The organism is Gillisia lutea (assembly GCF_021568705.1).
Taxonomy (GTDB): Bacteria; Bacteroidota; Bacteroidia; order Flavobacteriales; family Flavobacteriaceae; genus Gillisia; species Gillisia lutea.
In genome coordinates, this window is record NZ_JAKGTH010000007.1 from 530786 (window position 1) to 550358 (window position 19573).

Here is a 19573-nt window from a genome sequence, read left to right on the forward strand (position 1 = left end):
GTTTATTCTCTAGAGACCTTATCAATACCATTAATTTTTCTGAGATGATCTATTAGGGTGTTGAGTATGGAATTATTCTTCACAATAACGGTAATTTTACCGATAAATAAACCATCTGCACTTTCAAAATTGATACTTCTCATATTCACATTCATACTCTTCGAGATCTCCTGAGTGATCTCACTCACTAAGCCCAGATTATCTATTCCTGTTAAATTGATAACAGCTTTAAAATCCTGTTGAGAAGAATCTATCCACTTAGCCTGAATTATACGATAAGCATAATTACTTTGAAGTTGAATGGCATTTGGACAATCCTTCTTATGTACTTTTATACCCTCACTAACGGTAATAAATCCAAAAACATTATCTCCCGGAATAGGGTTGCAACAGTTGGCAAGTTTATAATCCAGAGTTTCCTCTTCTTTCCCAAAAACCAGCTGGTCATATTTAGAAGTGATCTCTTCTTTATAAAGATCTTCGGCAACCGCAGGTTTTCTAAATTTGGTCTTTATATAACTAACAAATGCATTACTTCGAGAAGACGTAAATTCTTTAAGTTTTACATTATCAATTTTACCGATTCCCACTCTGTAAAAAAGGTCTAAGCTTGTTTTAAGCTTAAAATATAACACCAATTCGTTAATAATACTCTCATTGAAGTTTAACTTCTGAGCCTTAAGTTTTCTCGCCAGAATTGCTTTTCCTTCCTCGGCAATCTCCTTTTTCTCGTCTTTTAACGAAGATTTTATCTTGGCTCTGGCCCTTGCAGTAGTTGCATAATCTAACCAGTTAATATTTGGTTTGGCATTTTCTGAAGTGATGATCTCTATTTGATCGCCACTTTTTAGTTCATGACTTAATGGTACCAGTTTATTATTCACCCGGGCTCCCCGGGTATGCAATCCTATCTCGGTATGGATCCCGAACGCAAAATCCAGTGGAGTAGCTCCTTTTGGTAAGGATTTTAGATCTCCCTGTGGGGTGAACACAAAGATCTCTTTTGCATAGAGATTCAATTTGAACTGCTCTACAAAATCTACGGCATTGGCTTCCGAGTTTTCGAGAGCTTCCTGTAATCTGTTCAACCATTCTTCCATGGTCTTTTCTTCCTGCTCTGCGCCTTGCTTGTATTTGTAATGAGCGGCATAACCCTTTTCGGCTATCTCGTTCATGCGCTGGCTTCGAATTTGCACCTCCACCCAACGCCCTTTTGGCCCCATTACGGTAATGTGCAATGCTTCATAGCCAGTAGATTTAGGAGATGATATCCAGTCTCGAAGGCGAATTGGGTTAGGTCTAAAGTGATCTGTAACGATGGAGTAGATCTTCCAAGCAAGAAATTTTTCTTCCGCGATATCACTTTTGTAAATAATACGAACAGCAAACTTGTCGAAAACCTCATCGAACGTAACGTTCTGATTCTTCATTTTCCTTCTTATGGAAAATATAGATTTGGGTCTTCCCTTAATTTGATATTCTAGATTTTCCTGATCTAAAGAGTTTTGAATAACATTCGTAAAATCCTTGATATACGCATCTTGCTCTTCTTTGCTTTCTCGTATTTTTGTTAGAATATCATGATAAACATCTGGCTCGGTATATTTCAAACCCAGGTCTTCCAGTTCAGTTTTAATGCTATATAATCCAATTCTATGGGCTAATGGAGCGTAGATATATAAAGTTTCTGAAGCTATCTTCACCTGCTTATCTGCCCGCATAGATTCCATAGTTTGCATATTGTGCAACCTGTCGGCAATCTTTATAATGATCACCCGAACATCATCATTTAGTGTCAGCAACATTTTTCTGAAGTTCTCTGCTTGGAGAGAAACATCTTTGTCGTGTTGTAAATGAGATATCTTAGTAAGTCCATCAACAATTCGGGCCACGGTTTTCCCAAACATCTCTTCAATGTTCTCAATGGTATATTCGGTATCTTCAACTACATCATGGAGTAGGGCAGCGGCAATAGATGTAGCATCTAAACCAATTTCTGAAGCCACTATTTTTGCTACGGCAATTGGATGAAAAATATAAGCTTCTCCCGATTTTCTACGCTGATTTTTATGGGCATCTACGGCAGTGTCGAAAGCCAGTCGAATCAGTTTTTTGTCATCATCAGAAAGTGACCTGTAGCTAATTCGCAGTAACTCTTTATATTGCCTTGCAATATTCTTATTTTCCTTTTCTATTTCAACTTCTGTCATAGCTTAAAAATACGATTAAGATTGTAAAGAAACAACTACAAACTACGCTCTTAAATTCTTATAACGCTGTAAGAGCGTGGGGTGAGAATAGTGCATAAATACATATGCTTTGTGCGGAGTGAGATTGCTTAAACTTGTTTTAGAAAGCTTTTTTAAACTCGAAATTAAGTAATTACCATCGTAGGTATTCTTTGCAAAATCGTCTGCCTGATATTCAAATTTTCTGGAAAGATAATTCATAATAAGTCCGGTGAGCTCAGAAATAGGGCTATATAACATTCCAAAGGCAACTAAACCTATATGAAAACTGGGAATGTTTACACCTAAAGCTTCAGATAATAAAGGGTTTCCAACAAATAATGATAAAAGCCAAAGTGTAAATCCGGTTGTGGCGACAGATGCAATTAGATTTATAATGATGTGCTTTTTTTTATAATGCCCAACTTCATGCGCTAACACACTTACAATTTCTTCCTCTTCCAGATCGTTGACCAAAGTATCGTAAAGAGTGATCCTTTTTTCTTTACCAAAACCTGAAAAGTAGGCATTTGCCTTAGTGCTTCTTTTAGAGCCATCAATTACAAAAATATTATCTATTTTAAACCCAACCTTTTTAGCATAGGCTTCTATTTTAGTACGTAAAGAGCCTTCTTGAAGAGGGGTTTGTTTATTGAATAAAGGAACGATCAATTTAGCATAGAACATATTTACAAATAATGAGATCACTGTAACCAGGATCCAGGCATACCACCAAAAATCTTCTCCCGTTACTTGATAGAACCAAACAATTAGGGCCAATACTACTCCTCCGGCTATTGCCATTATCGCCCAGCCCTTTAATTTATCTAAAATGAATGTTTTTATTGTGGTTTTATTGAAGCCGAATTTTTCTTCTATTATAAAAGTGCTGTAATAGGAAAAGGGTAGGCTGAGGATATCACTAGCAAACATGATAATACCGAAGAATACCAGTGCGATAACAATAGGGTTATCAGAGACATTTCGGGCAATATCATCTACATATGCAAAGCCATCAAGCAATAAAAAAAGCAACATGACCAGTATTGAGAAACTGGAACTAAGTATTCCAAAACGGTAGCGTTCTTTCTTATACTGCTGAGATTTCAAATACTCATTTTCATCATAAACGTCATCCAATTCCTTCGGAACCGGATCCTTGAAATGAGCGGCGTTTAGGGCATCTAAAATTTTATCGACTACAAAATCTAATAGTACGAACGCGATAATGATATAAAATAAAGTGTTTGCTGTCAAATTTTTTAATTTCTGGAGTTATTCAATAGGTTTATGAAAATTCAATTTTCATTCCATAATTTATGATGTCATATAGATTAATTTCTAAAAACCCCTTTGGCGTTTGGCTTCAAAAATTAGAATTCCTGCTGCTACCGACACGTTCATAGAATCTATTTCTCCTTGCATAGGAATGATGATATTTTGAGTAGAATTCCTGCGCCATTCTTCACTTAACCCCGTAGCTTCTGTACCCACAACTATTGCAGAGGAACCTGTAAAATCTACCTCCACGTAATTTTTTGAAGCCTGTAATGCCGCTGCATAAATAGCCACATCGAGATCCTTTAAATAAGCTATGATCTCTGTGGTACTTGCCATAGCAATTTTATTAGTAAAGACTCCTCCTACGCTAGAGCGAATGATATTGGGATTGTATAGATCGGTCTTCGGATTTGCGATTAATACGGCATCGGCTTTCGCAGCATCGGAAGTTCTTAACAAGGCCCCGATATTTCCGGGTTTTTCGGGAGCTTCTGCTACAAGTATCAATAAATTATCGTTTTTATTGAGCTGAAGATTTTCCAGATTAGGTTCTTTTGTCTTAAAAACAGCGATAAGTCCTTCGGTACTGCCTCTGTACGCTAATTTGTTATAAATATCTGAACTGATCTCTGTGATCTCAGGTTTATTTCCAATCTTTAAAAGACCTGAGATTTGTTCGGCGGGGTGTAATTCATCACAAAAGAAAAGCTCCGAAATTTGAAAATCTCCTTTTAGCGCGAGTTGAATCTCCCTGATTCCTTCAACAATAAAAAGGCCTTCCTTTTTACGGTTGCGGGATTTTTCCTGTAATTGTAACAGCCTTTTAATGGCCGGATTCTGAGGGCTTGAAATTTGTTTAAACATGTTGCTAAAATAAGCAGATTATATGAACTGGATAAAGAGTTTTTAGGATTGATTCAATAAAAAATGCCCACATAAATGTGAGCATTCTATGGGTAACTCTTATTTAGAGTACTTACTCCTTTTCCGGTTTATATTTATTGGAATATCTTTTATAAAGTTCTGTTTGGTGGCTCTCAAGGCTTATTTCACGGCCCTGTACAAAAGCTTTGGTAAGTTTATTGGTTCGCATGTCTAACGCATCTCCTTCACTAATAAAAAGGGTAGCATCTTTTCCTCTTTCTAAAGTTCCAATCATATTGTCTATGCCAAGGATCTGGGCAGTATTAGAAGTAACCAGTTTTAATGCTTCTTCTTTGTCCATTCCGAATGATGCCACCGTCCCGGCATAAAAAGGTAAATTCCGGGTGTTCATAGCCTCCATTTGTCCGCTGCTTTCTAATCCCACTAATACTCCTTTATCGGTTAAAAGTTTTGCCATCTTGTAATTGTAATCGTAGTCAAGATCGTCGCGTCCCGGAGAAGTATGAGGGCGCGTAGCAAGAACCGCTACATTATTTTCTTTTAAAGCATCAGCCACAGTTAAGGCTTCATATCCACCCACAATTACTAAATTTTCAATATTCTGGTCCTTTTTGAATTGCAGCACATCCAAGATCTCTTTTTCAAGATCTACATGAATAAACACCCTTTTATCATTGCTAAAAACACTTTCCATCGCTTTATAAGGAAGGTTGACCAATTTTTGGTCTCCAGCCAAATAAGCTCTCGAATTGTTGAAGAACTGGTTAAGTTTTAAAACTTCTTCCTGATATTTTTTATTGGCCTTCATTCCGGGGTCTTCACCTTCCCACCAACGACCTCTCGTAAAGCTGCTAGGCCAGTTTATATGAAGTCCGTCATCTGTTCTTACAGCTGCATCCTCCCAATTCCAGGCATCTAGTTGAACTATAGAAGAAGTTCCTGAGATAGTTCCTCCTCTTGGTGTGATTTGGGCAGTAAGTACACCATTGGGCCTCATCGATTCTATTATTCTACTTTCGGCATTATAGGCAACAATACTTCTAATATGCGGAAGCATTTCCCCCACTTCATCCTGATCATCGGTAGCACGAACCGCATCGATCTCAACTAGTCCTAAAGTGCTGTTTGGGGCTATAAACCCGGGATATACATGTTTGCCTTCTGCATTGATAATGGTACCGCGATACTGCATTTTGGTAGTTGTTGCATCCATGACCTGCGTAAGCTTTCCGTTTTCAAAAATGATAAGGCTATTTTCGATGACCTCTCCATTTCCAATATGCGCTTTTGCTCCCACGATGGTAACCGCTGTAGATTGTTTAGAAGCAGGAGTTTGTTGTGCGTAAAGTTCTCCACAAAAGGAAATCAATACCAGTAAGAATGTTATTTTGATAGTTTTCATTGTTTTTTCTTTTTAGTAGATTTCCAAGGTGTTACAATCAATAAGTTGTTTTTCTTCTTTGGTAACGGGTTTGGTTTTAGCGCCACCATTCTTAGCTTCCAGCATTTGTTTGGTCAACAAACTTTTCTGTCTTGTGATCTCCGCTCTTAATTCCTGGTCTACCTGAGTATCAAAGTACACGGTACCTTCTATCAATGTTTTTTCTGCTTTTGAATAGATGGAAAGTGGATGACCAGACCATAAAACAACATCGGCATCCTTACCGGGTGCAATACTTCCTACGCGGTCGTCTATATGAAGCAGTTTGGCAGGATTCAGCGTTACAAATTTCCAGGCTTCTTCTTCTGAAATATTTCCGTATTTCACACTTTTCGCAGCTTCCTGATTCAGTCTTCGGCTCATCTCCGGATCGTCACTATTAATAGCCACGGTAAGTCCTGCATTATGCATAATTGCTGCATTATAGGGAATTGCATCCTTCACTTCATATTTATAAGCCCACCAGTCAGAAAAAGTAGATGCACCGGCACCGTGCTCTTTCATTTTATCGGCTACTTTATAACCTTCAAGAATGTGGGTAAAAGTGTTTATTCTGAAATCAAATTTTTCAGCCACTTTCATCAACATATTTATTTCACTTTGAATATAGGAATGACTACTTACAAAACGTTCAGCATTTAAGATTTCCAAAATGGTTTCCATTTCTATATCTTTTCTGAAGTTCTTATTTGTTCGCTTTTCTTGCTCGTAATTTCGTGCTCTGCTAAAATAATCGGTAAAAACCTGTTCTACACCCATTCTAGTTTGTGGAAAACGATTGGTACTTCCCCAGTTAGATTGTTTCACATTCTCACCTAAAGCAAATTTTATGAATTTAGGAGAATTTTGAAAAATATAATCTTTAGCTGCTGATCCCCATTTCAATCTTAAAATAGCCGATCTACCACCAATAGGGTTTGCTGAACCATGTAATAATTGAACAGTGGTTACTCCTCCGGCAAGGTTTCTGTATATGTTGATGTCGTTTGGATCTATAACATCTTCCATAGAAACTTCAGCACTGGAATTTTGTCCGGCTTCATTAATAGCAGATCCTGCAATATGAGAATGCTCATCAATAATTCCGCTGGTAAGGTGTTTCCCCGTAGCATCAATCACCTTGGCATTCCCGGCATTTAAATTCTTTCCAATTCCTGAGATCTTCCCGTTCTTGATGAGAACATCGGTATTCTCTAAAATACCATCATTAGTGTTCGTCCAAACGGTAGCGTTCTTGAAAAGGAAATTCTCTTGTTTCGGCATAGACTTAAAACCATAAGCCATATTTGGAAAACTTACTGGAAGAACTTCATGGGTGGTATCCTTGTCTTTTTTCTTTTCATCTTTCTTTTCAATTTCTGAAGTTTTATTTGCTGTAAAAGCAATTTCAGAACCATCATTCAAGATTGCTTTTCCTTGAATTTTCTCTTTGGAAGTTATTCTTGCAACTAGCCTTGTAAACTCTGTTTTGGTAGAATCTGGAGAAGAAAGTAAAAGGTTCATCCAGCTATCGGTATATGCCAGTTTAGAAGTTACTTTGGTTTCACCTAGTTTTACTTCAGCTTTTGGCGCATCTGGTTTTCCGGTTATTGTAAGATCGTATGTTTCACCCTGCAATTGTAGCTGATAATTCCCTGCAAGATTTGTGATATTCATGTCTTCTAAAAGAGTTCTATTTCCTTTTGTCCAGTTCTCGTACACCACAGTCTCCTTATCGAAGAAATCTCCGGAAGTAATTAAAAAATTAGCCCAGGAACCTACTTTTAAAACACCTAATTTGTTTTCCTGTCCCAATATTTTGGCCGGTGCCGTTGTTAATGCTTCTAAAGCCTTTTTCTTATCAAGCCCATACTCAATAGCTTTTAGAAGATTGGTTTTAAAATTATCACCATCTTTTAAAGAATATGTAGTGAGTAAGAAAGGAATATTGTTGCTGGCTAGCACGCTTAGATTTGATGGGGCCTGATTCCAACGTTTCATATCCTGAAGGCTTGCAAAGTTTGCTAAATATGGGTCTTCCACATCCAGAGCCTTAGGAAAATTGAGAGGTACAATAAGAGCAGCATTTGTTGCTTTTATTTCCTCCAACTTTTCCAGTTCGTAACCGCTTCCGAAGATCACGTATTGAATACCAAATTCATCACCCACCTTATCGGCACGCATCACCTCTAATAGATCGTCTGTCTTAAAGATCTGGGTAAGACCTTTATTTCTATTCAAAGCTTCCAGAGCAAGGTCTTTGGTTTTAGAATTACCATTTGCATACCAGGAAGCATCCAAGTATGTTTGTCTTAATAATGCCATTGCTCCCATTATAGAAGTAGGGTAGGACTGTCTGGATTGAACGCTTTTTTCAAATGATAGGTATTGGGCAGAGCGATCACTAAGTATTCTATCTCCTTCGGTGCCATCGGTATTTAAGGCTACCAACATTCCGGTTCCTCTTATAATTCCGTCTGGAACGTGGGTGTTCACAACTCCAAAACCACTTTTTTGCAGTTTCTTGGCTTCTTCTGCATTAAAACTGAAGCTTTCCAAGGCATTGGTTTCTGGACGAATATGGTCGTTCCAATAATAACCTTCGCGACTTGCATCATACTGAGGCTCTCCGCCACCCTTCGCTTTTTCAGGTTTATTGATACCAAATTCACTGTAAATATCAATAAAGGAAGGGTAAACTTCTTTTCCTTTTAAATCTATTTTTACTGAATTCTTAGGGATGTTAATGGATGAACCTATTGCGGTAATTTTACCGTCTTTTACGGCAAAACTTCCATTTTCAATAATAGTATTGGGATCTACGTGGATTTTTGCATTTTCAAAAACCGTATAATTCGTATTGGTGGTTTTTACGCCTGAGTTCGAGGGGAAATATTCCTGAGCCTGCAAACTCATGCAAGTCAGCAGCACTGGAAGGAGTAGAAATTTTAATTTCATAAAAGAAAAAGATTAGAATGTAAGTGTGGTTAAAATTTAAAAACAGGAATTTAAGGATAATTTTAATGATGTGGAAACCCAAATTCTTTAAAAGGCATTTTCTACGTCATCAAAATAATTTACAAGTAAAGCAACCACGTAGCTGTAGCTTTTCATACCCTCTTGTTGATTATTTGCTTTAAGGAATCCGTTATAAGTAAATTGAAAAAATGGTTCTAGCGGATTTTGATGTTCCTCCCAGAAAATACGAACTTCTTTAAAATTCTCTAAGATCCCCGGGTGTATCTTTTTTATCAGCTCATCGGCCTTGCATTGATCGCGAAGGTATAGTTCGTTTAAACAATATCTTAAAGCGAAAGTAAAACCTGAATATCGAAAATAAGGATCAGGATTTTTCATGGTTGCCAAGCAGGCGATGAAATTTGCTTCATTTTCCTTTGCAAAGCCTAATTGATGTCCAATTTCGTGACTTGCTGTAGTAGGTATCTTATAAGCCAAAATTTGGGTGTTAACCTGAGCTTCGTTTGTGAGAGGATTCAAATATCCGTTAAAACCCATATAGGTAAGAGGAATACTAAAAAGGGAACGCTTTAAACTGTTTCCATTATAGGTTAACTTCGGATAATCTTTGCTGAGGTAATCATAGCCTTCCACGGTTTTTTTTAATAATTCGTTTTTAGTAAAATCATAAGGGACTTTCAAAGAATCATTTTCTACTAGGTTGGAATGTATTTCGTTAGATTTTTTGATTAAAGTTTCGGTGAGTAAAACCAATTCTTCAGTAGTATACGTGTTCTTTATCTTCAGTGTTTTATGAAGCGGAAGCCTGTAATAATTTAAACCCCAGAAAATGTGAAAGCAAGCATATATGATAGAAAGAAAGGCCAACGAATCAATTATCCAGATATTTACATTTCTAAGCCTGTATTTTATTCGGAAATATAGCCATCGAAGGAGAGAGAATATCAAGAAACAATATAGTAGATCGCCTAAGGAAAACGGCAAAAAACCTAATGAAAATCGCATAACACTCGAGATATACGGATAGACCCCGTTGCTGTACCAATTTTCGATAAAAGTAGGATAGCCCGATGCAATCTTAATTGCCACAAATTGTAATGGCAAAAGAATAGCTAAAATTAATCCGGTCTTGTTTTTCACTTTTTTAAAATACAAACAATTAAAGAGCAACAAATTTTCCTGCAATGGTAATTACCAATATCTTTGTGAAGATACCAAATTATAATAGTATGAATGAAGAAATAAGAGCGCTAGAACCAAAAAAAATGTGGAATAAATTTACCGATTTAAATGCGGTTCCCAGACCCTCAAAAAAGGAGGAAAGGGTAATAGAATTTATGAAGAGTTTTGGAAATAGTCTTAATCTTGAAACCCTTGTGGATAAGGTTGGAAATGTAATTATAAAAAAACCTGCTACTCCAGGAATGGAAGATAGAAAAGTTGTGGTCTTACAATCGCATCTTGATATGGTTCATCAAAAAAATAATGATACTCAATTCGATTTTGATACTCAGGGTATAGAAATGTATGTTGATGGCGATTGGGTTCGGGCAAAAGGAACCACTTTGGGGGCCGATAATGGATTGGGAGTTGCTACGATCATGGCGATCCTGGAAAGTGATGATATCGTGCATCCCGCGATTGAAGCCTTATTTACTATTGATGAAGAAACGGGCATGACCGGAGCTAAAGGTTTGGAAGAGGGATTGTTGGAAGGAGAGATCCTTTTAAATCTTGATACCGAGGAAGATGATGAAATAGGAATAGGTTGTGCAGGAGGTGTAGATGTAACCGCTAAAAGAAATTATACTCAAGAAGAAACTCCTGAAGGTTCTGCTGCATTCAAAATTACTTTGAACGGATTGCAAGGTGGGCATTCTGGAATGGATATTATTAAAGGCCTGGGGAATGCTAATAAGTTGATGAACCGACTTCTTTTTAATTCTTCGGAAGATCTGGAAATGAGGATAGTGGAGATAAATGGTGGCGGACTTCGTAATGCTATCCCCAGAGAAAGTGTAGCGGTTGTGGTTGTAGACGATTTTCAAACTAAAGCCTTTAAATCGGAATTAGAAAAAGGAATGGAAGCTATTAAAGCAGAGTATGCTTCTTTAGAGCCAAACCTTAAACTTAGCATTGAAGAAGTTGAAGTTCCAGAAAAAGTTATGGAATTGGAGGCTCAAAATGAAATTTTGAAGGCAATATATGTAACGCACAACGGTGTGTATAGAATGAGCCCGGAAATTAAAGGACTTGTTGAAACTTCTAATAATATTGCCAAGGTAGAGATCAAAGAAGGAAACATAACCATTAAATGTTTAACAAGATCTTCTGTAGAATCTTCAAAAGAAGATCTTGCAAATACATTAAGAGCAGGATTGGAATTAGGAGGTTGTAATGTAGAACTTTCCGGAGATTATCCTGGTTGGGCCCCAAACAGAGATTCAGCTATCCTGAAAGTACTTGATGGCATCTATCAAGACCTTAATAATGAAAAAGCCGATGTAGCAGCATGCCATGCAGGACTCGAATGCGGTATTATAGGTGATCATTACCCGGCAATGGATATGATATCTTTTGGGCCTACAATTCGTGGAGCACATTCTCCAGATGAGCGAGCAAGTATATCATCGGCGCAGAAATACTGGAAATTTGTGCTGGAGATTTTAAAGAACATTCCTAAGAAGTAATTAGAAAGTTAATAAAAGAGAAGAGCCATCTAAATTAGATGGCTCTTCTCTTTTATATGTATGGAGAGGTTATTCTTTGATACCTACCATTTCCATTTCAAAAATAAGATCGGTATTTGGAGGAATCACACCACCAGCACCTCTGGCACCATAACCTAGATGAGAAGGGATGAAAAGTACAACCTTGTCACCAACAGTCATTTGCATGATACCTTCTTTAAATCCAGGAATTACAGGGGCATCGGGACCATAAGGAATTTCCATTGGTACATATCCATTCTGGTCTCTTCTTTGAACATTAAAAATACCACCTTGTGTAGCAACTTCTTCAATACTGGTATCGAATATAGTTCCATCGGCGAAATAACCGGCATAGTCAATTTTAACCATGTCGCCATTCTTTGGTTTTGGACCTTCTCCTTTATTAAGGAAATGAACCTTTAAACCACTTTCCAATTCTGTAACATCTGTAGCTAAGGCAGCAAATTTTTCGGCATTTGCTTTTTTAGCTTCCTCCTGTTTTTTTGCTAAAGCTTCTTCTTCAGCCTGTGCTTCTGCTAATTTTGCTTCAAATAGTTTTGAGGCTTTAAAATTCTTAGCATCTTTTCCTTTTCTGATAATCTTTACTGTTTCAACAATTACATCCTGCTCAGGCTTATCTCTTGCAACAGTTTTAACCTGCCCAATACTATCTACCACAGCCTGACCTTCAATAACTTTTCCGAAAACAGTATGCTTCCCGTTTAACCATGGAGTTTCAGCAAGAGTTACAAAGAACTGACTTCCGTTAGTTCCCGGACCTGCATTGGCCATAGCCAAAACTCCTTTAGAGTCTAATTGAAGTGTATCTACAATTTCGTCAGGGAATCTGTATCCTGGGTCACCACTTCCGGTTCCTGTAGGATCGCCACCTTGTATCATAAAATCTTTGATCACACGGTGAAAGGTCAATCCGTCATAATATTTCTTTCCCTGGTAAGTACTGTCAAGCATAGTATGGCTATCTCCTTCAGCTAAAGAAACAAAATTGGCAACAGTAACAGGAGTTTCTTTAAAGTATAATTCAGTTAAAAAAGTTCCTTTATTCGTGTTGAATTCAGCATACATCCCGTCTTTTAGATCTGGGTATTCTTCATTACAACTTGCAAGTGTGAATAGAATAGTGCAAATAAATAGTAAGCTCAGTTTTTTCATGTTCGTTATTAAATTATTTATTGGTTTCGTGAGTAATAGAATGAAGGGTAACCTGGGTAATTATTGGAACATTGGTTCCTATTTTATTTTTATCACCATAATAACCAAATGCTTTATGTGATGGAAAAATGAAGGTTACTGTCTCGTTAGCTTTCATAAGTTTTAAACCTTCCCGAAGTCCTTGAAAAAGTTCTTCCTTATCTATAGCATATCGTTTGGTAGGAATTTCACCTTCAGTGTAAATATCGGTGCCATAAAGGTCTTTTACGCTGTAATCAAATCGTACTACATCTCCAAATTCGGGTGTTTCCACATTTAAAGAATCGGTAGATTTAGAATTATAATAATACCAGAACCCGTTGCTGGAAGCTATATAGGTATTAGAGGAGTCTCGGGCTATCAACTTTTCAATTTGTTCCTCTTCTTTGGCTACAAGCGCTTTATTTCGTTCGATAGATTCATTTATAAACGATCCGGATCGCTGAGTTACTGGGCGTCTCGCTTCAGGAGTAGTTTTACAGGAAACAACTGCTGCTAATAATAGAATTAAGTAGAGCGCTCTTTGTATCATATGCTTAATTGTTCACTGTATTCGGGTAATATACTGTTGAATTTTATTACCGTGTTCTCTAAAGATAAATCGCTTTTTCCACCTGCGGCATTCATATGGCCACCGCCTTCGAAATGAGCCCGGGCAAATTCATTTACTGAAAAACTTCCTTTCGAGCGAAAGCTTATTTTAACGATACCGTCTGTTTTATGTTCAATAAAAATAGCTGCAAATTTAATTCCGCCTAATGCTAATGCATAGTTCACAAAACCTTCGGTATCTCCTTTTCTGAAATTGTTTTTATCCAATTCTTCCTGGGATAGCGTAATATAAGCTGTTCTAAGAGTTTCATTCACTTCCAAATTCCTAAGGGCAACTCCTAATAACCGCATCCTGTTTTGCGAATAAGTATCGTATACCTTTTCGTGAATAAGGGAATTATCGGCTCCTTTATCTATTAGATCGGCAATAACCTTGTGAGTTTCACTGGTAGTAGAACGAAATCGAAAAGAACCTGTATCGGTCATGATACCGGTATACAAACAGGTTGCAATCTGGGGAGTTATATGCTTTACTGCTCTTAATTTCTTTAAAAATTGATATACCATCTGGCAGGTAGAACTCATAGTAGAATCACTATAAGTATGATGGGCATAGTCTGATGGTTCTAAATGGTGATCTATCATTACAAAGATAGCTTCAGCATCGGCTATAGGTTGTTCCATATCACCTGTTCGAGACAGGGAATTGAAATCTAAGGTAAAAATGATATCTGCCGAATTTATTAGTTCCTTGCAATTTTCAACATCCTTTTCATAGATAAGAATATCTTCCTGGCCCGGTAGCCATTTTAAAAAATCGGGATAATCATTTGGAGCAATAACATTCACAGTATGTCCTTTCTCTTTCAAGAAATGGTAGAGTCCTAAACAGGAGCCAATAGCATCACCGTCAGGTCCTTTATGCGGAACTATTACTATATTATTGGCCCGGGATAGGGCAGAGGTAATTTCTAAAATACTTTGTTCTATCATAACTAGGGGTAAAGATACAATTTAATAATACTTAGTTATAAACTGAATCTTTATTTTTGGCTTTCAAATTTTTAACAAATGAAACAATTTTTCAGTTTAAGCCTATGTTTATTTTTATTCATTTCCTGTGGAAATATAAAAGAGTCGGCGAATAAGGAGGGTAAACCATTAGATGAAACAGCCGATTTTACACTGGCTTTCGGGAGCTGTAATAAACCTGAATTACCACAACCTCTATGGGCTGCAATGCAAAAGGACGAACCTGACGTATTTATTTGGGGAGGAGATATAGTGTATGCAAGTAGTAGGGATATGAAGGCTATGAAGGATGATTATAAAAAGCAAAATGCAACCCCGGGCTATAAAAAATTGAAAAAGAACACCGAGATAATGGCAACTTGGGATGATCATGACTATGGATTGAATGATGGCGGAGTTGAATGGGAGCGTAAAAAGGAAAGTCAGCAGTTATTTCTCGATTTCATGGAAGTGAAGAACACGGATGCTAGAAGAAAGCAGCACGGAGTTTATAATTCCAAACTCTTCACGACGCCTAATGGAAGTGTAAAAGTGATCGTTCTGGATACGCGATATTTTAGATCACCCTTACGAAAAAGTGATGATCCTAATAAAAGATATGAGCCAACAAACAGCGGGACTATGCTTGGAAAGCCACAATGGGAATGGCTAAAAGCAGAACTAAGTAATAGCAGTGCCGACTTTAATGTTATTGTTAGTAGCATTCAAGTGTTATCTTATGAGCACGGATTTGAAACTTGGGGGAACTTCCCACATGAAGTGGAGAAATTAAAGACAACAATAGTGAATTCTAAAGCAAAAAATGTGATCCTGTTAAGTGGTGACAGGCACATCTCTGAAATTTCAGAAACTGAAGTGGAAGGCTTAAATTATCCGCTCATCGATTTTACTTCCAGCGGGATGACCCATACGTATTCCGAATATTCTGAAGAGCCAAATAAATATAGGAAATCTAAGGTAGTAAACGAATTGAGTTTCGGGCTGTTGTTATTCGATTTCAACAAAAAGCAAGTTAAAATGCAAATGCGCGGAACAACTAATAGGGTACAGGAAGAGTTGGTTCAAGTATATAAATAGTCCATTTTTTATAGAAAATTAGGTAAGGACTTGTATAAAGCATTCAATTGCTTACTTTTGCAAAAAAATAAAATCCACAAAATGGCAGAGAATAGAACTTTTACAATGCTTAAACCAGATGCAGTTGAAAATGGTAACATAGGAGCGATCCTTGACCTTATCAATGCTTCAGGATTTAGAATCGTTGCAATGAAATTGACCCAAATGACACGTAAAGATGCTGAGGCTTTTTACGCAGTTCATAACGAACGTCCATTCTTTGGGGAATTAGTAGAATACATGACACGCGGACCGATCGTGGCTGCAGTGTTAGAGAAAGATAACGCAGTAGAAGATTTTAGAACTTTAATTGGTGCTACAAATCCTGCAGAAGCTGCCGAAGGAACTATCAGAAAGAAATATGCTGCTTCTATTGGAGAAAATGCTGTTCATGGAAGTGATAGCGATGAGAACGCTGCTATTGAAGCTGCTTTCCATTTTTCTGGAAGAGAAATGTTCTAGGCATTTTTCAAGGTTTATAAAAAGGGCTGTTAGATATTTTCTAACAGCCCTTTTTAATTTTAAAGTTCTTTTTACTTATTTATCTAAGTATAAGTTTAGTGATAAGTTCTTTTCCCAAAGCTTCATTCAATAAGGTGACAATCTTTTCTTTCCCATAACTTAGTTCTTCTCTAAGCACAGAAGAGCTTAATTGCACATATAAGGTTGTGCCATCCAGTTTAATTGCTGAAGTGTATTTTTCTATAGCAGGTCCCATTTGTTCATTCCATACATCTCTTGCATTTACTTTATCCAGTCCTTTTTGAAGTTTGTTTTTCGATACAAAATCCTGTAATGCATCGCTCAGTTTCATGTTCTCGTTATTCCTCTTCTTCATTGTAGTTTTCTAATAATGGAGTGTATCGTTTGTAGTGATAAATAAAATCGCGCTCGTTCTTGATTTGTAGTTCATCTTCATCTGCTTTTAATACAGTTTCTTTCCAGGAATTAAAAGGAGTTGTATAATAAAGCATCAACTTTCCTTCTTCCGTTTTTGCAATTATTTCTTCCGCAGTATTGGTTACTTTATAAGTACCATCATATTGTGGTCGTACTTTCTTTCTAAAACCTTTTTCATTCTTAAGCTCAAAATAATCAACGTCTTCACTCATGTTGAATTCACGAATAGAATCCTTTGAGAATTCGACTTTGTTAATTTCCCAATATCCGTTAAGATGTTGCAATTGCTCCTTCGGATCTTGTTTTTGACAACCTACTAATATAAAGGTTAAAAGTAGAATTAGTACGTGCTTGTTCATAACTTAAAAATTTTATACGATTGATTGCTGTCCTTTACCACCTTCTCGGTCCTGTCGGCATGGGTGTCACTTATAAAAATCTGCCCGAGGTCATTTTCTGCCACCAAGGCCACAATTTGAGCTACTCTGTTTTCATCCAATTTATCGAAGATATCATCTAAGAGAAGAATGGGATTGGCCTTGCTCATATTCTTTATAAAATCGAATTGGGCTAATTTCAATGCAATTAAAAATGACTTTTGCTGTCCTTGTGATCCGAATTTCTTGATAGGATGTCCATCAATCTCGAAGCTGAGGTCATCTTTATGCACTCCCACACTCGTATATTGTAAGATCATGTCCTTTTGTAAATTTTCTTCCAGTAAAGTAGCGATGGTTTTGTCATATAATTTACTCTTATACTCGATGGCTACCTGTTCATTTTGCTTAGTGATCTCGGCGTAACGCTTATTGAAAATAGGAATGAATTCGGCTAAAAATGCTTTTCTCTTCGAGAAAAGCAGGTTGCCTAATTGAGACATCTGTGAATTATAGATCTCCAACGTGTCCCTGTCGAACTTCGAATTGGCAGCAAAGAATTTTAGTAAGGCATTTCTTTGGGCTACTACTTTAGAATATTGAATAAGCGCGTTAAGGTACTCCTGATCGCTCTGTGAAATTACTCCATCAATAAATTTACGACGTGTTTCACTTCCTTCCAAGATAAGGTCTCTATCTCCGGGAGAAATTATAACGGCCGGAATAAACCCGATATGCTCACTAAATTTCTCGTAAGGTTTGTTATTCCTTTTAATTACCTTTTTTTGTCCTCTTTTGGCACTTACTAAAATATGCTCTTCTCTGTTATTCTTCTCTAAGGTACCTTCAATCACAAAAAAGTCGGCTTCATGATTGATGTTTTGACTGGTAATAGGGTTGAAATAACTCTTTCCAAAGGAGAGATGATAAATGCTGTCTAACACATTGGTTTTACCTACCCCATTATGACCTACCAAACAATTTATTTTGGAATCAAAATCGAAAGAGACGGAATCAAAATTTTTATAATTTACTAAGGAGAGAGATTTTAAAAACATAAAACGCTGTTATTCAGCTAATTATTAATTATAATTTTAATGGTAAAGGTATATTATTAGCCTCGAAATTATTAAAAAATAAGAAAAAATTTCCCTTTTAAATAAGAATAAAAATTTTATTTTTGCTGCACATTAAACCAATTTTATGGCCACTTACAAGAAAAAAGGGAACAAACCATCTTCTAAAGAAGAACAAATAAAACATGTAGAAGAAGAATCTACAACAGCAGAAGTTTTTAACACCTTAGATGAAGGTGCAAATAGAACAGAGGAGTGGGTTGCTGCGAATCAAAAATACATATATATAGTAGTTGGTTTGGCTGCCATTATTATCCTTGGATATTTAGGATGGCAACGTTTTATTCAGGAGCCTAAAGAAATTGAGGCGGCTAATGAAATGTCTCAAGCTCAGGATTACTTTAATTCGGCATTGGCCAGCACAGGCGCTCAAAGTGACTCTTTATATACTATGTCTTTAAATGGTGGTGAAGGTAAATTTGGTTTCTTAGATATTATTGATAACTACGGAAGTACACCATCTGGGAACCTTGCGAAATATTATGCAGGTTTTGCATACCTAAATACAAATAAGTATCAGGAAGCTATAGATCAGTTAGAAGATTATAATGGAGATGATGAAATTACTGCTCCTTTGGCAGTTGCGGGAATAGGCGATGCTTTCATGCAATTGGACCAACCGGAAGAAGCTTTAAATTACTATGATAAAGCTGCTTCAATGAGATCTAACAGTTTTACTACTCCTAAAGCTTTAATGAAAGCTGCAATTACTGCTATTCAATTAGGAAAAGGTGAAAAAGCTGCATCGTACCTGAATAGAATTAAAGACGAATTTTCAACTTCACCAGAAGCTGCAACTGTACCTGTTTATTTAGGTCAGGCGCAAGCAATGAAGCAATAAGATATATATGGCAACCCAAGGAAATAATCTTTCTGAATATGATAAGAGCCGAGTTCCGGATGCAAAGGAATTCCGATTTGGAATTGTTGTGGCAGAATGGAATGAGGATATAACAGAAGGATTATTTCAAGGGGCTTTTAATGCCCTTAAAGAGAACGGTGTTGTTAACGAGAATATCGTTCGTTGGAACGTCCCTGGAAGTTTTGAACTTATTTACGGTTGTAAAAAAATGCAGGAAAGCTACGATATGCTGGATGCTATTATTGCAATAGGAAGCGTAATTCAGGGAGAAACCAAACACTTCGATTTTGTTTGTGAGGGCGTGACCCAAGGTATCAAAGATCTTAATGTTCAAAATGATATCCCGGTAATCTTTTGCGTGCTTACCGATAATAATAAGCAGCAGTCTATAGATCGTTCCGGAGGAATTCACGGGAATAAAGGTTCTGAAGCCGGAATAGCTGCCATAAAAATGGCGCAACTTCGAAAGGACGCCAGATTCTAAACAAAAGCTCCTTTCCTTCGGCATTATTATTGTTCTTTCTAATTTAACTTGAACAAGCTTTATATTCTGTGGCTTTTTAAGTAAATTTGGACATCCATAAAAGATAAATTTTGAAGATCAATTTCTATAAAACCAGAAAGAACACCCGTTATAATTACACTCCACGTTATTATAAAGGGAAAGACATCGGTAATATATATGAATTTGACTCAAAATTCAATAAATATAAAAACACCACCAATTCTATTGATTTTGGATCCCAATGGGCAGAGGCACGAGGTGCCAGCCGAACCAGAGGGAATAGAGAGATCAACAAAAGGGTTGTATTAATTATTATAATTTTGGTGTTATTATTCTTGTGGATCATAGACTTCGATTTATCCATTTTTTCGAATTAA

General features: G+C 36.8%; 18 protein-coding genes. 6 read left to right on the forward strand and 12 right to left on the reverse strand.

What is annotated here, in order from left to right; genetic code table 11:
- Positions 1-2 precede the first annotated feature (2 nt).
- The 6 genes from L1I30_RS06725 to L1I30_RS06750 form a co-directional block, all read right to left on the reverse strand.
- Positions 3-2210, reverse strand: coding sequence for a RelA/SpoT family protein (locus L1I30_RS06725; protein WP_236133500.1), 2208 nt, complete (start codon positions 2208-2210; stop codon positions 3-5).
- A 42-nt stretch (positions 2211-2252) separates the two neighbouring features.
- Positions 2253-3485, reverse strand: a complete 1233-nt coding sequence (locus tag L1I30_RS06730) for a M48 family metallopeptidase (RefSeq protein WP_236133501.1) — start codon at positions 3483-3485, stop codon at positions 2253-2255.
- A gap of 84 nt (positions 3486-3569) precedes the next feature.
- The gene (locus L1I30_RS06735) at positions 3570-4373 is read right to left on the reverse strand and encodes a TrmH family RNA methyltransferase (protein ID WP_236133502.1); all 804 of its coding nucleotides are present in this window, start codon (positions 4371-4373) and stop codon (positions 3570-3572) included.
- Between the two features lie 112 nt (positions 4374-4485).
- On the reverse strand, positions 4486-5796 hold the full coding sequence (locus tag L1I30_RS06740) for an amidohydrolase family protein (RefSeq protein WP_236133503.1): 1311 nt from the start codon (positions 5794-5796) through the stop codon (positions 4486-4488).
- A 12-nt stretch (positions 5797-5808) separates the two neighbouring features.
- Positions 5809-8772: an amidohydrolase family protein gene (locus L1I30_RS06745; protein WP_236133504.1), complete on the reverse strand. Its 2964-nt coding sequence runs from the start codon at positions 8770-8772 to the stop codon at positions 5809-5811.
- An 87-nt stretch (positions 8773-8859) separates the two neighbouring features.
- A complete protein-coding gene (locus tag L1I30_RS06750; RefSeq protein ID WP_236133505.1) occupies positions 8860-9933 on the reverse strand; it encodes a DUF3810 domain-containing protein in 1074 nt (357 codons plus the stop codon).
- A gap of 89 nt (positions 9934-10022) precedes the next feature.
- On the opposite strand from L1I30_RS06750, the gene L1I30_RS06755 reads away from it, so the two are divergent.
- The gene (locus L1I30_RS06755) at positions 10023-11483 is read left to right on the forward strand and encodes an aminoacyl-histidine dipeptidase (protein WP_236133506.1); all 1461 of its coding nucleotides are present in this window, start codon (positions 10023-10025) and stop codon (positions 11481-11483) included.
- A 69-nt stretch (positions 11484-11552) separates the two neighbouring features.
- Here the strand turns inward: L1I30_RS06755 and L1I30_RS06760 are convergent, their stop codons facing one another.
- Genes L1I30_RS06760 through L1I30_RS06770 form a run of 3 tightly spaced genes read right to left on the reverse strand, consistent with a single transcriptional unit; the run spans position 11553 to position 14261 of the window.
- Positions 11553-12677, reverse strand: coding sequence for a peptidylprolyl isomerase (locus tag L1I30_RS06760; RefSeq protein ID WP_236133507.1), 1125 nt, complete (start codon positions 12675-12677; stop codon positions 11553-11555).
- A gap of 13 nt (positions 12678-12690) precedes the next feature.
- The gene (gene gldI, locus L1I30_RS06765; protein ID WP_236133508.1) at positions 12691-13248 is read right to left on the reverse strand and encodes a gliding motility-associated peptidyl-prolyl isomerase GldI; all 558 of its coding nucleotides are present in this window, start codon (positions 13246-13248) and stop codon (positions 12691-12693) included.
- A complete protein-coding gene (locus L1I30_RS06770; RefSeq protein WP_236133509.1) occupies positions 13245-14261 on the reverse strand; it encodes a DHH family phosphoesterase in 1017 nt (338 codons plus the stop codon). The genes gldI and L1I30_RS06770 overlap by 4 nt, the downstream gene beginning before the upstream one ends.
- A 78-nt stretch (positions 14262-14339) precedes the next feature.
- Here L1I30_RS06770 and L1I30_RS06775 point away from each other — a divergent pair, with 78 nt between their 5' ends.
- Both L1I30_RS06775 and L1I30_RS06780 read left to right on the forward strand, forming a co-directional pair.
- Entirely contained in the window at positions 14340-15377 is a 1038-nt protein-coding gene (locus tag L1I30_RS06775) for an alkaline phosphatase D family protein (protein WP_236133510.1), read from the forward strand.
- A gap of 81 nt (positions 15378-15458) precedes the next feature.
- Positions 15459-15878, forward strand: coding sequence for a nucleoside-diphosphate kinase (locus L1I30_RS06780; protein ID WP_236133511.1), 420 nt, complete (start codon positions 15459-15461; stop codon positions 15876-15878).
- A gap of 79 nt (positions 15879-15957) precedes the next feature.
- Here the strand turns inward: L1I30_RS06780 and L1I30_RS06785 are convergent, their stop codons facing one another.
- The 3 genes from L1I30_RS06785 to recF are packed head-to-tail and all read right to left on the reverse strand — an operon-like array spanning position 15958 to position 17751.
- Positions 15958-16254, reverse strand: a complete 297-nt coding sequence (locus L1I30_RS06785) for a DciA family protein (RefSeq protein WP_236133512.1) — start codon at positions 16252-16254, stop codon at positions 15958-15960.
- Entirely contained in the window at positions 16238-16675 is a 438-nt protein-coding gene (locus L1I30_RS06790; protein WP_236133513.1) for a hypothetical protein, read from the reverse strand. Before L1I30_RS06790 ends, L1I30_RS06785 begins: the two co-directional genes overlap by 17 nt.
- Positions 16672-17751 carry a DNA replication/repair protein RecF gene (gene recF, locus L1I30_RS06795; protein WP_236133514.1) on the reverse strand — a complete coding sequence of 360 codons (1080 nt, stop codon included), beginning with the start codon at positions 17749-17751 and terminating at the stop codon, positions 16672-16674. The genes L1I30_RS06790 and recF overlap by 4 nt, the downstream gene beginning before the upstream one ends.
- A 145-nt stretch (positions 17752-17896) precedes the next feature.
- Between recF and L1I30_RS06800 the strand changes: the two genes are divergently transcribed.
- From L1I30_RS06800 to L1I30_RS06810, 3 genes are all read left to right on the forward strand, one after another.
- Positions 17897-18670: a tetratricopeptide repeat protein gene (locus L1I30_RS06800; protein ID WP_236133515.1), complete on the forward strand. Its 774-nt coding sequence runs from the start codon at positions 17897-17899 to the stop codon at positions 18668-18670.
- A 7-nt stretch (positions 18671-18677) separates the two neighbouring features.
- Positions 18678-19175, forward strand: coding sequence for a 6,7-dimethyl-8-ribityllumazine synthase (gene ribH, locus L1I30_RS06805; RefSeq protein ID WP_236133516.1), 498 nt, complete (start codon positions 18678-18680; stop codon positions 19173-19175).
- Positions 19176-19285: 110 nt separating this feature from the next.
- Positions 19286-19573: a hypothetical protein gene (locus L1I30_RS06810; protein ID WP_236133517.1), complete on the forward strand. Its 288-nt coding sequence runs from the start codon at positions 19286-19288 to the stop codon at positions 19571-19573.

Coding starts and splice junctions, on each gene's coding strand:
- L1I30_RS06725 (WP_236133500.1), bottom strand. CDS start 2,210: ATGACAGAAGTTGAAATAGAAAAGGAAAATAAGAATATTGCAAGGCAA.
- L1I30_RS06735 (WP_236133502.1), bottom strand. CDS start 4,373: ATGTTTAAACAAATTTCAAGCCCTCAGAATCCGGCCATTAAAAGGCTG.
- L1I30_RS06740 (WP_236133503.1), bottom strand. CDS start 5,796: ATGAAAACTATCAAAATAACATTCTTACTGGTATTGATTTCCTTTTGT.
- L1I30_RS06745 (WP_236133504.1), bottom strand. CDS start 8,772: ATGAAATTAAAATTTCTACTCCTTCCAGTGCTGCTGACTTGCATGAGT.
- L1I30_RS06755 (WP_236133506.1), top strand. CDS start 10,023: ATGAATGAAGAAATAAGAGCGCTAGAACCAAAAAAAATGTGGAATAAA.
- L1I30_RS06760 (WP_236133507.1), bottom strand. CDS start 12,677: ATGAAAAAACTGAGCTTACTATTTATTTGCACTATTCTATTCACACTT.
- gldI (WP_236133508.1), bottom strand. CDS start 13,248: ATGATACAAAGAGCGCTCTACTTAATTCTATTATTAGCAGCAGTTGTT.
- L1I30_RS06770 (WP_236133509.1), bottom strand. CDS start 14,261: ATGATAGAACAAAGTATTTTAGAAATTACCTCTGCCCTATCCCGGGCC.
- L1I30_RS06775 (WP_236133510.1), top strand. CDS start 14,340: ATGAAACAATTTTTCAGTTTAAGCCTATGTTTATTTTTATTCATTTCC.
- L1I30_RS06780 (WP_236133511.1), top strand. CDS start 15,459: ATGGCAGAGAATAGAACTTTTACAATGCTTAAACCAGATGCAGTTGAA.
- L1I30_RS06785 (WP_236133512.1), bottom strand. CDS start 16,254: ATGAAGAAGAGGAATAACGAGAACATGAAACTGAGCGATGCATTACAG.
- L1I30_RS06790 (WP_236133513.1), bottom strand. CDS start 16,675: ATGAACAAGCACGTACTAATTCTACTTTTAACCTTTATATTAGTAGGT.
- recF (WP_236133514.1), bottom strand. CDS start 17,751: ATGTTTTTAAAATCTCTCTCCTTAGTAAATTATAAAAATTTTGATTCC.
- L1I30_RS06800 (WP_236133515.1), top strand. CDS start 17,897: ATGGCCACTTACAAGAAAAAAGGGAACAAACCATCTTCTAAAGAAGAA.
- ribH (WP_236133516.1), top strand. CDS start 18,678: ATGGCAACCCAAGGAAATAATCTTTCTGAATATGATAAGAGCCGAGTT.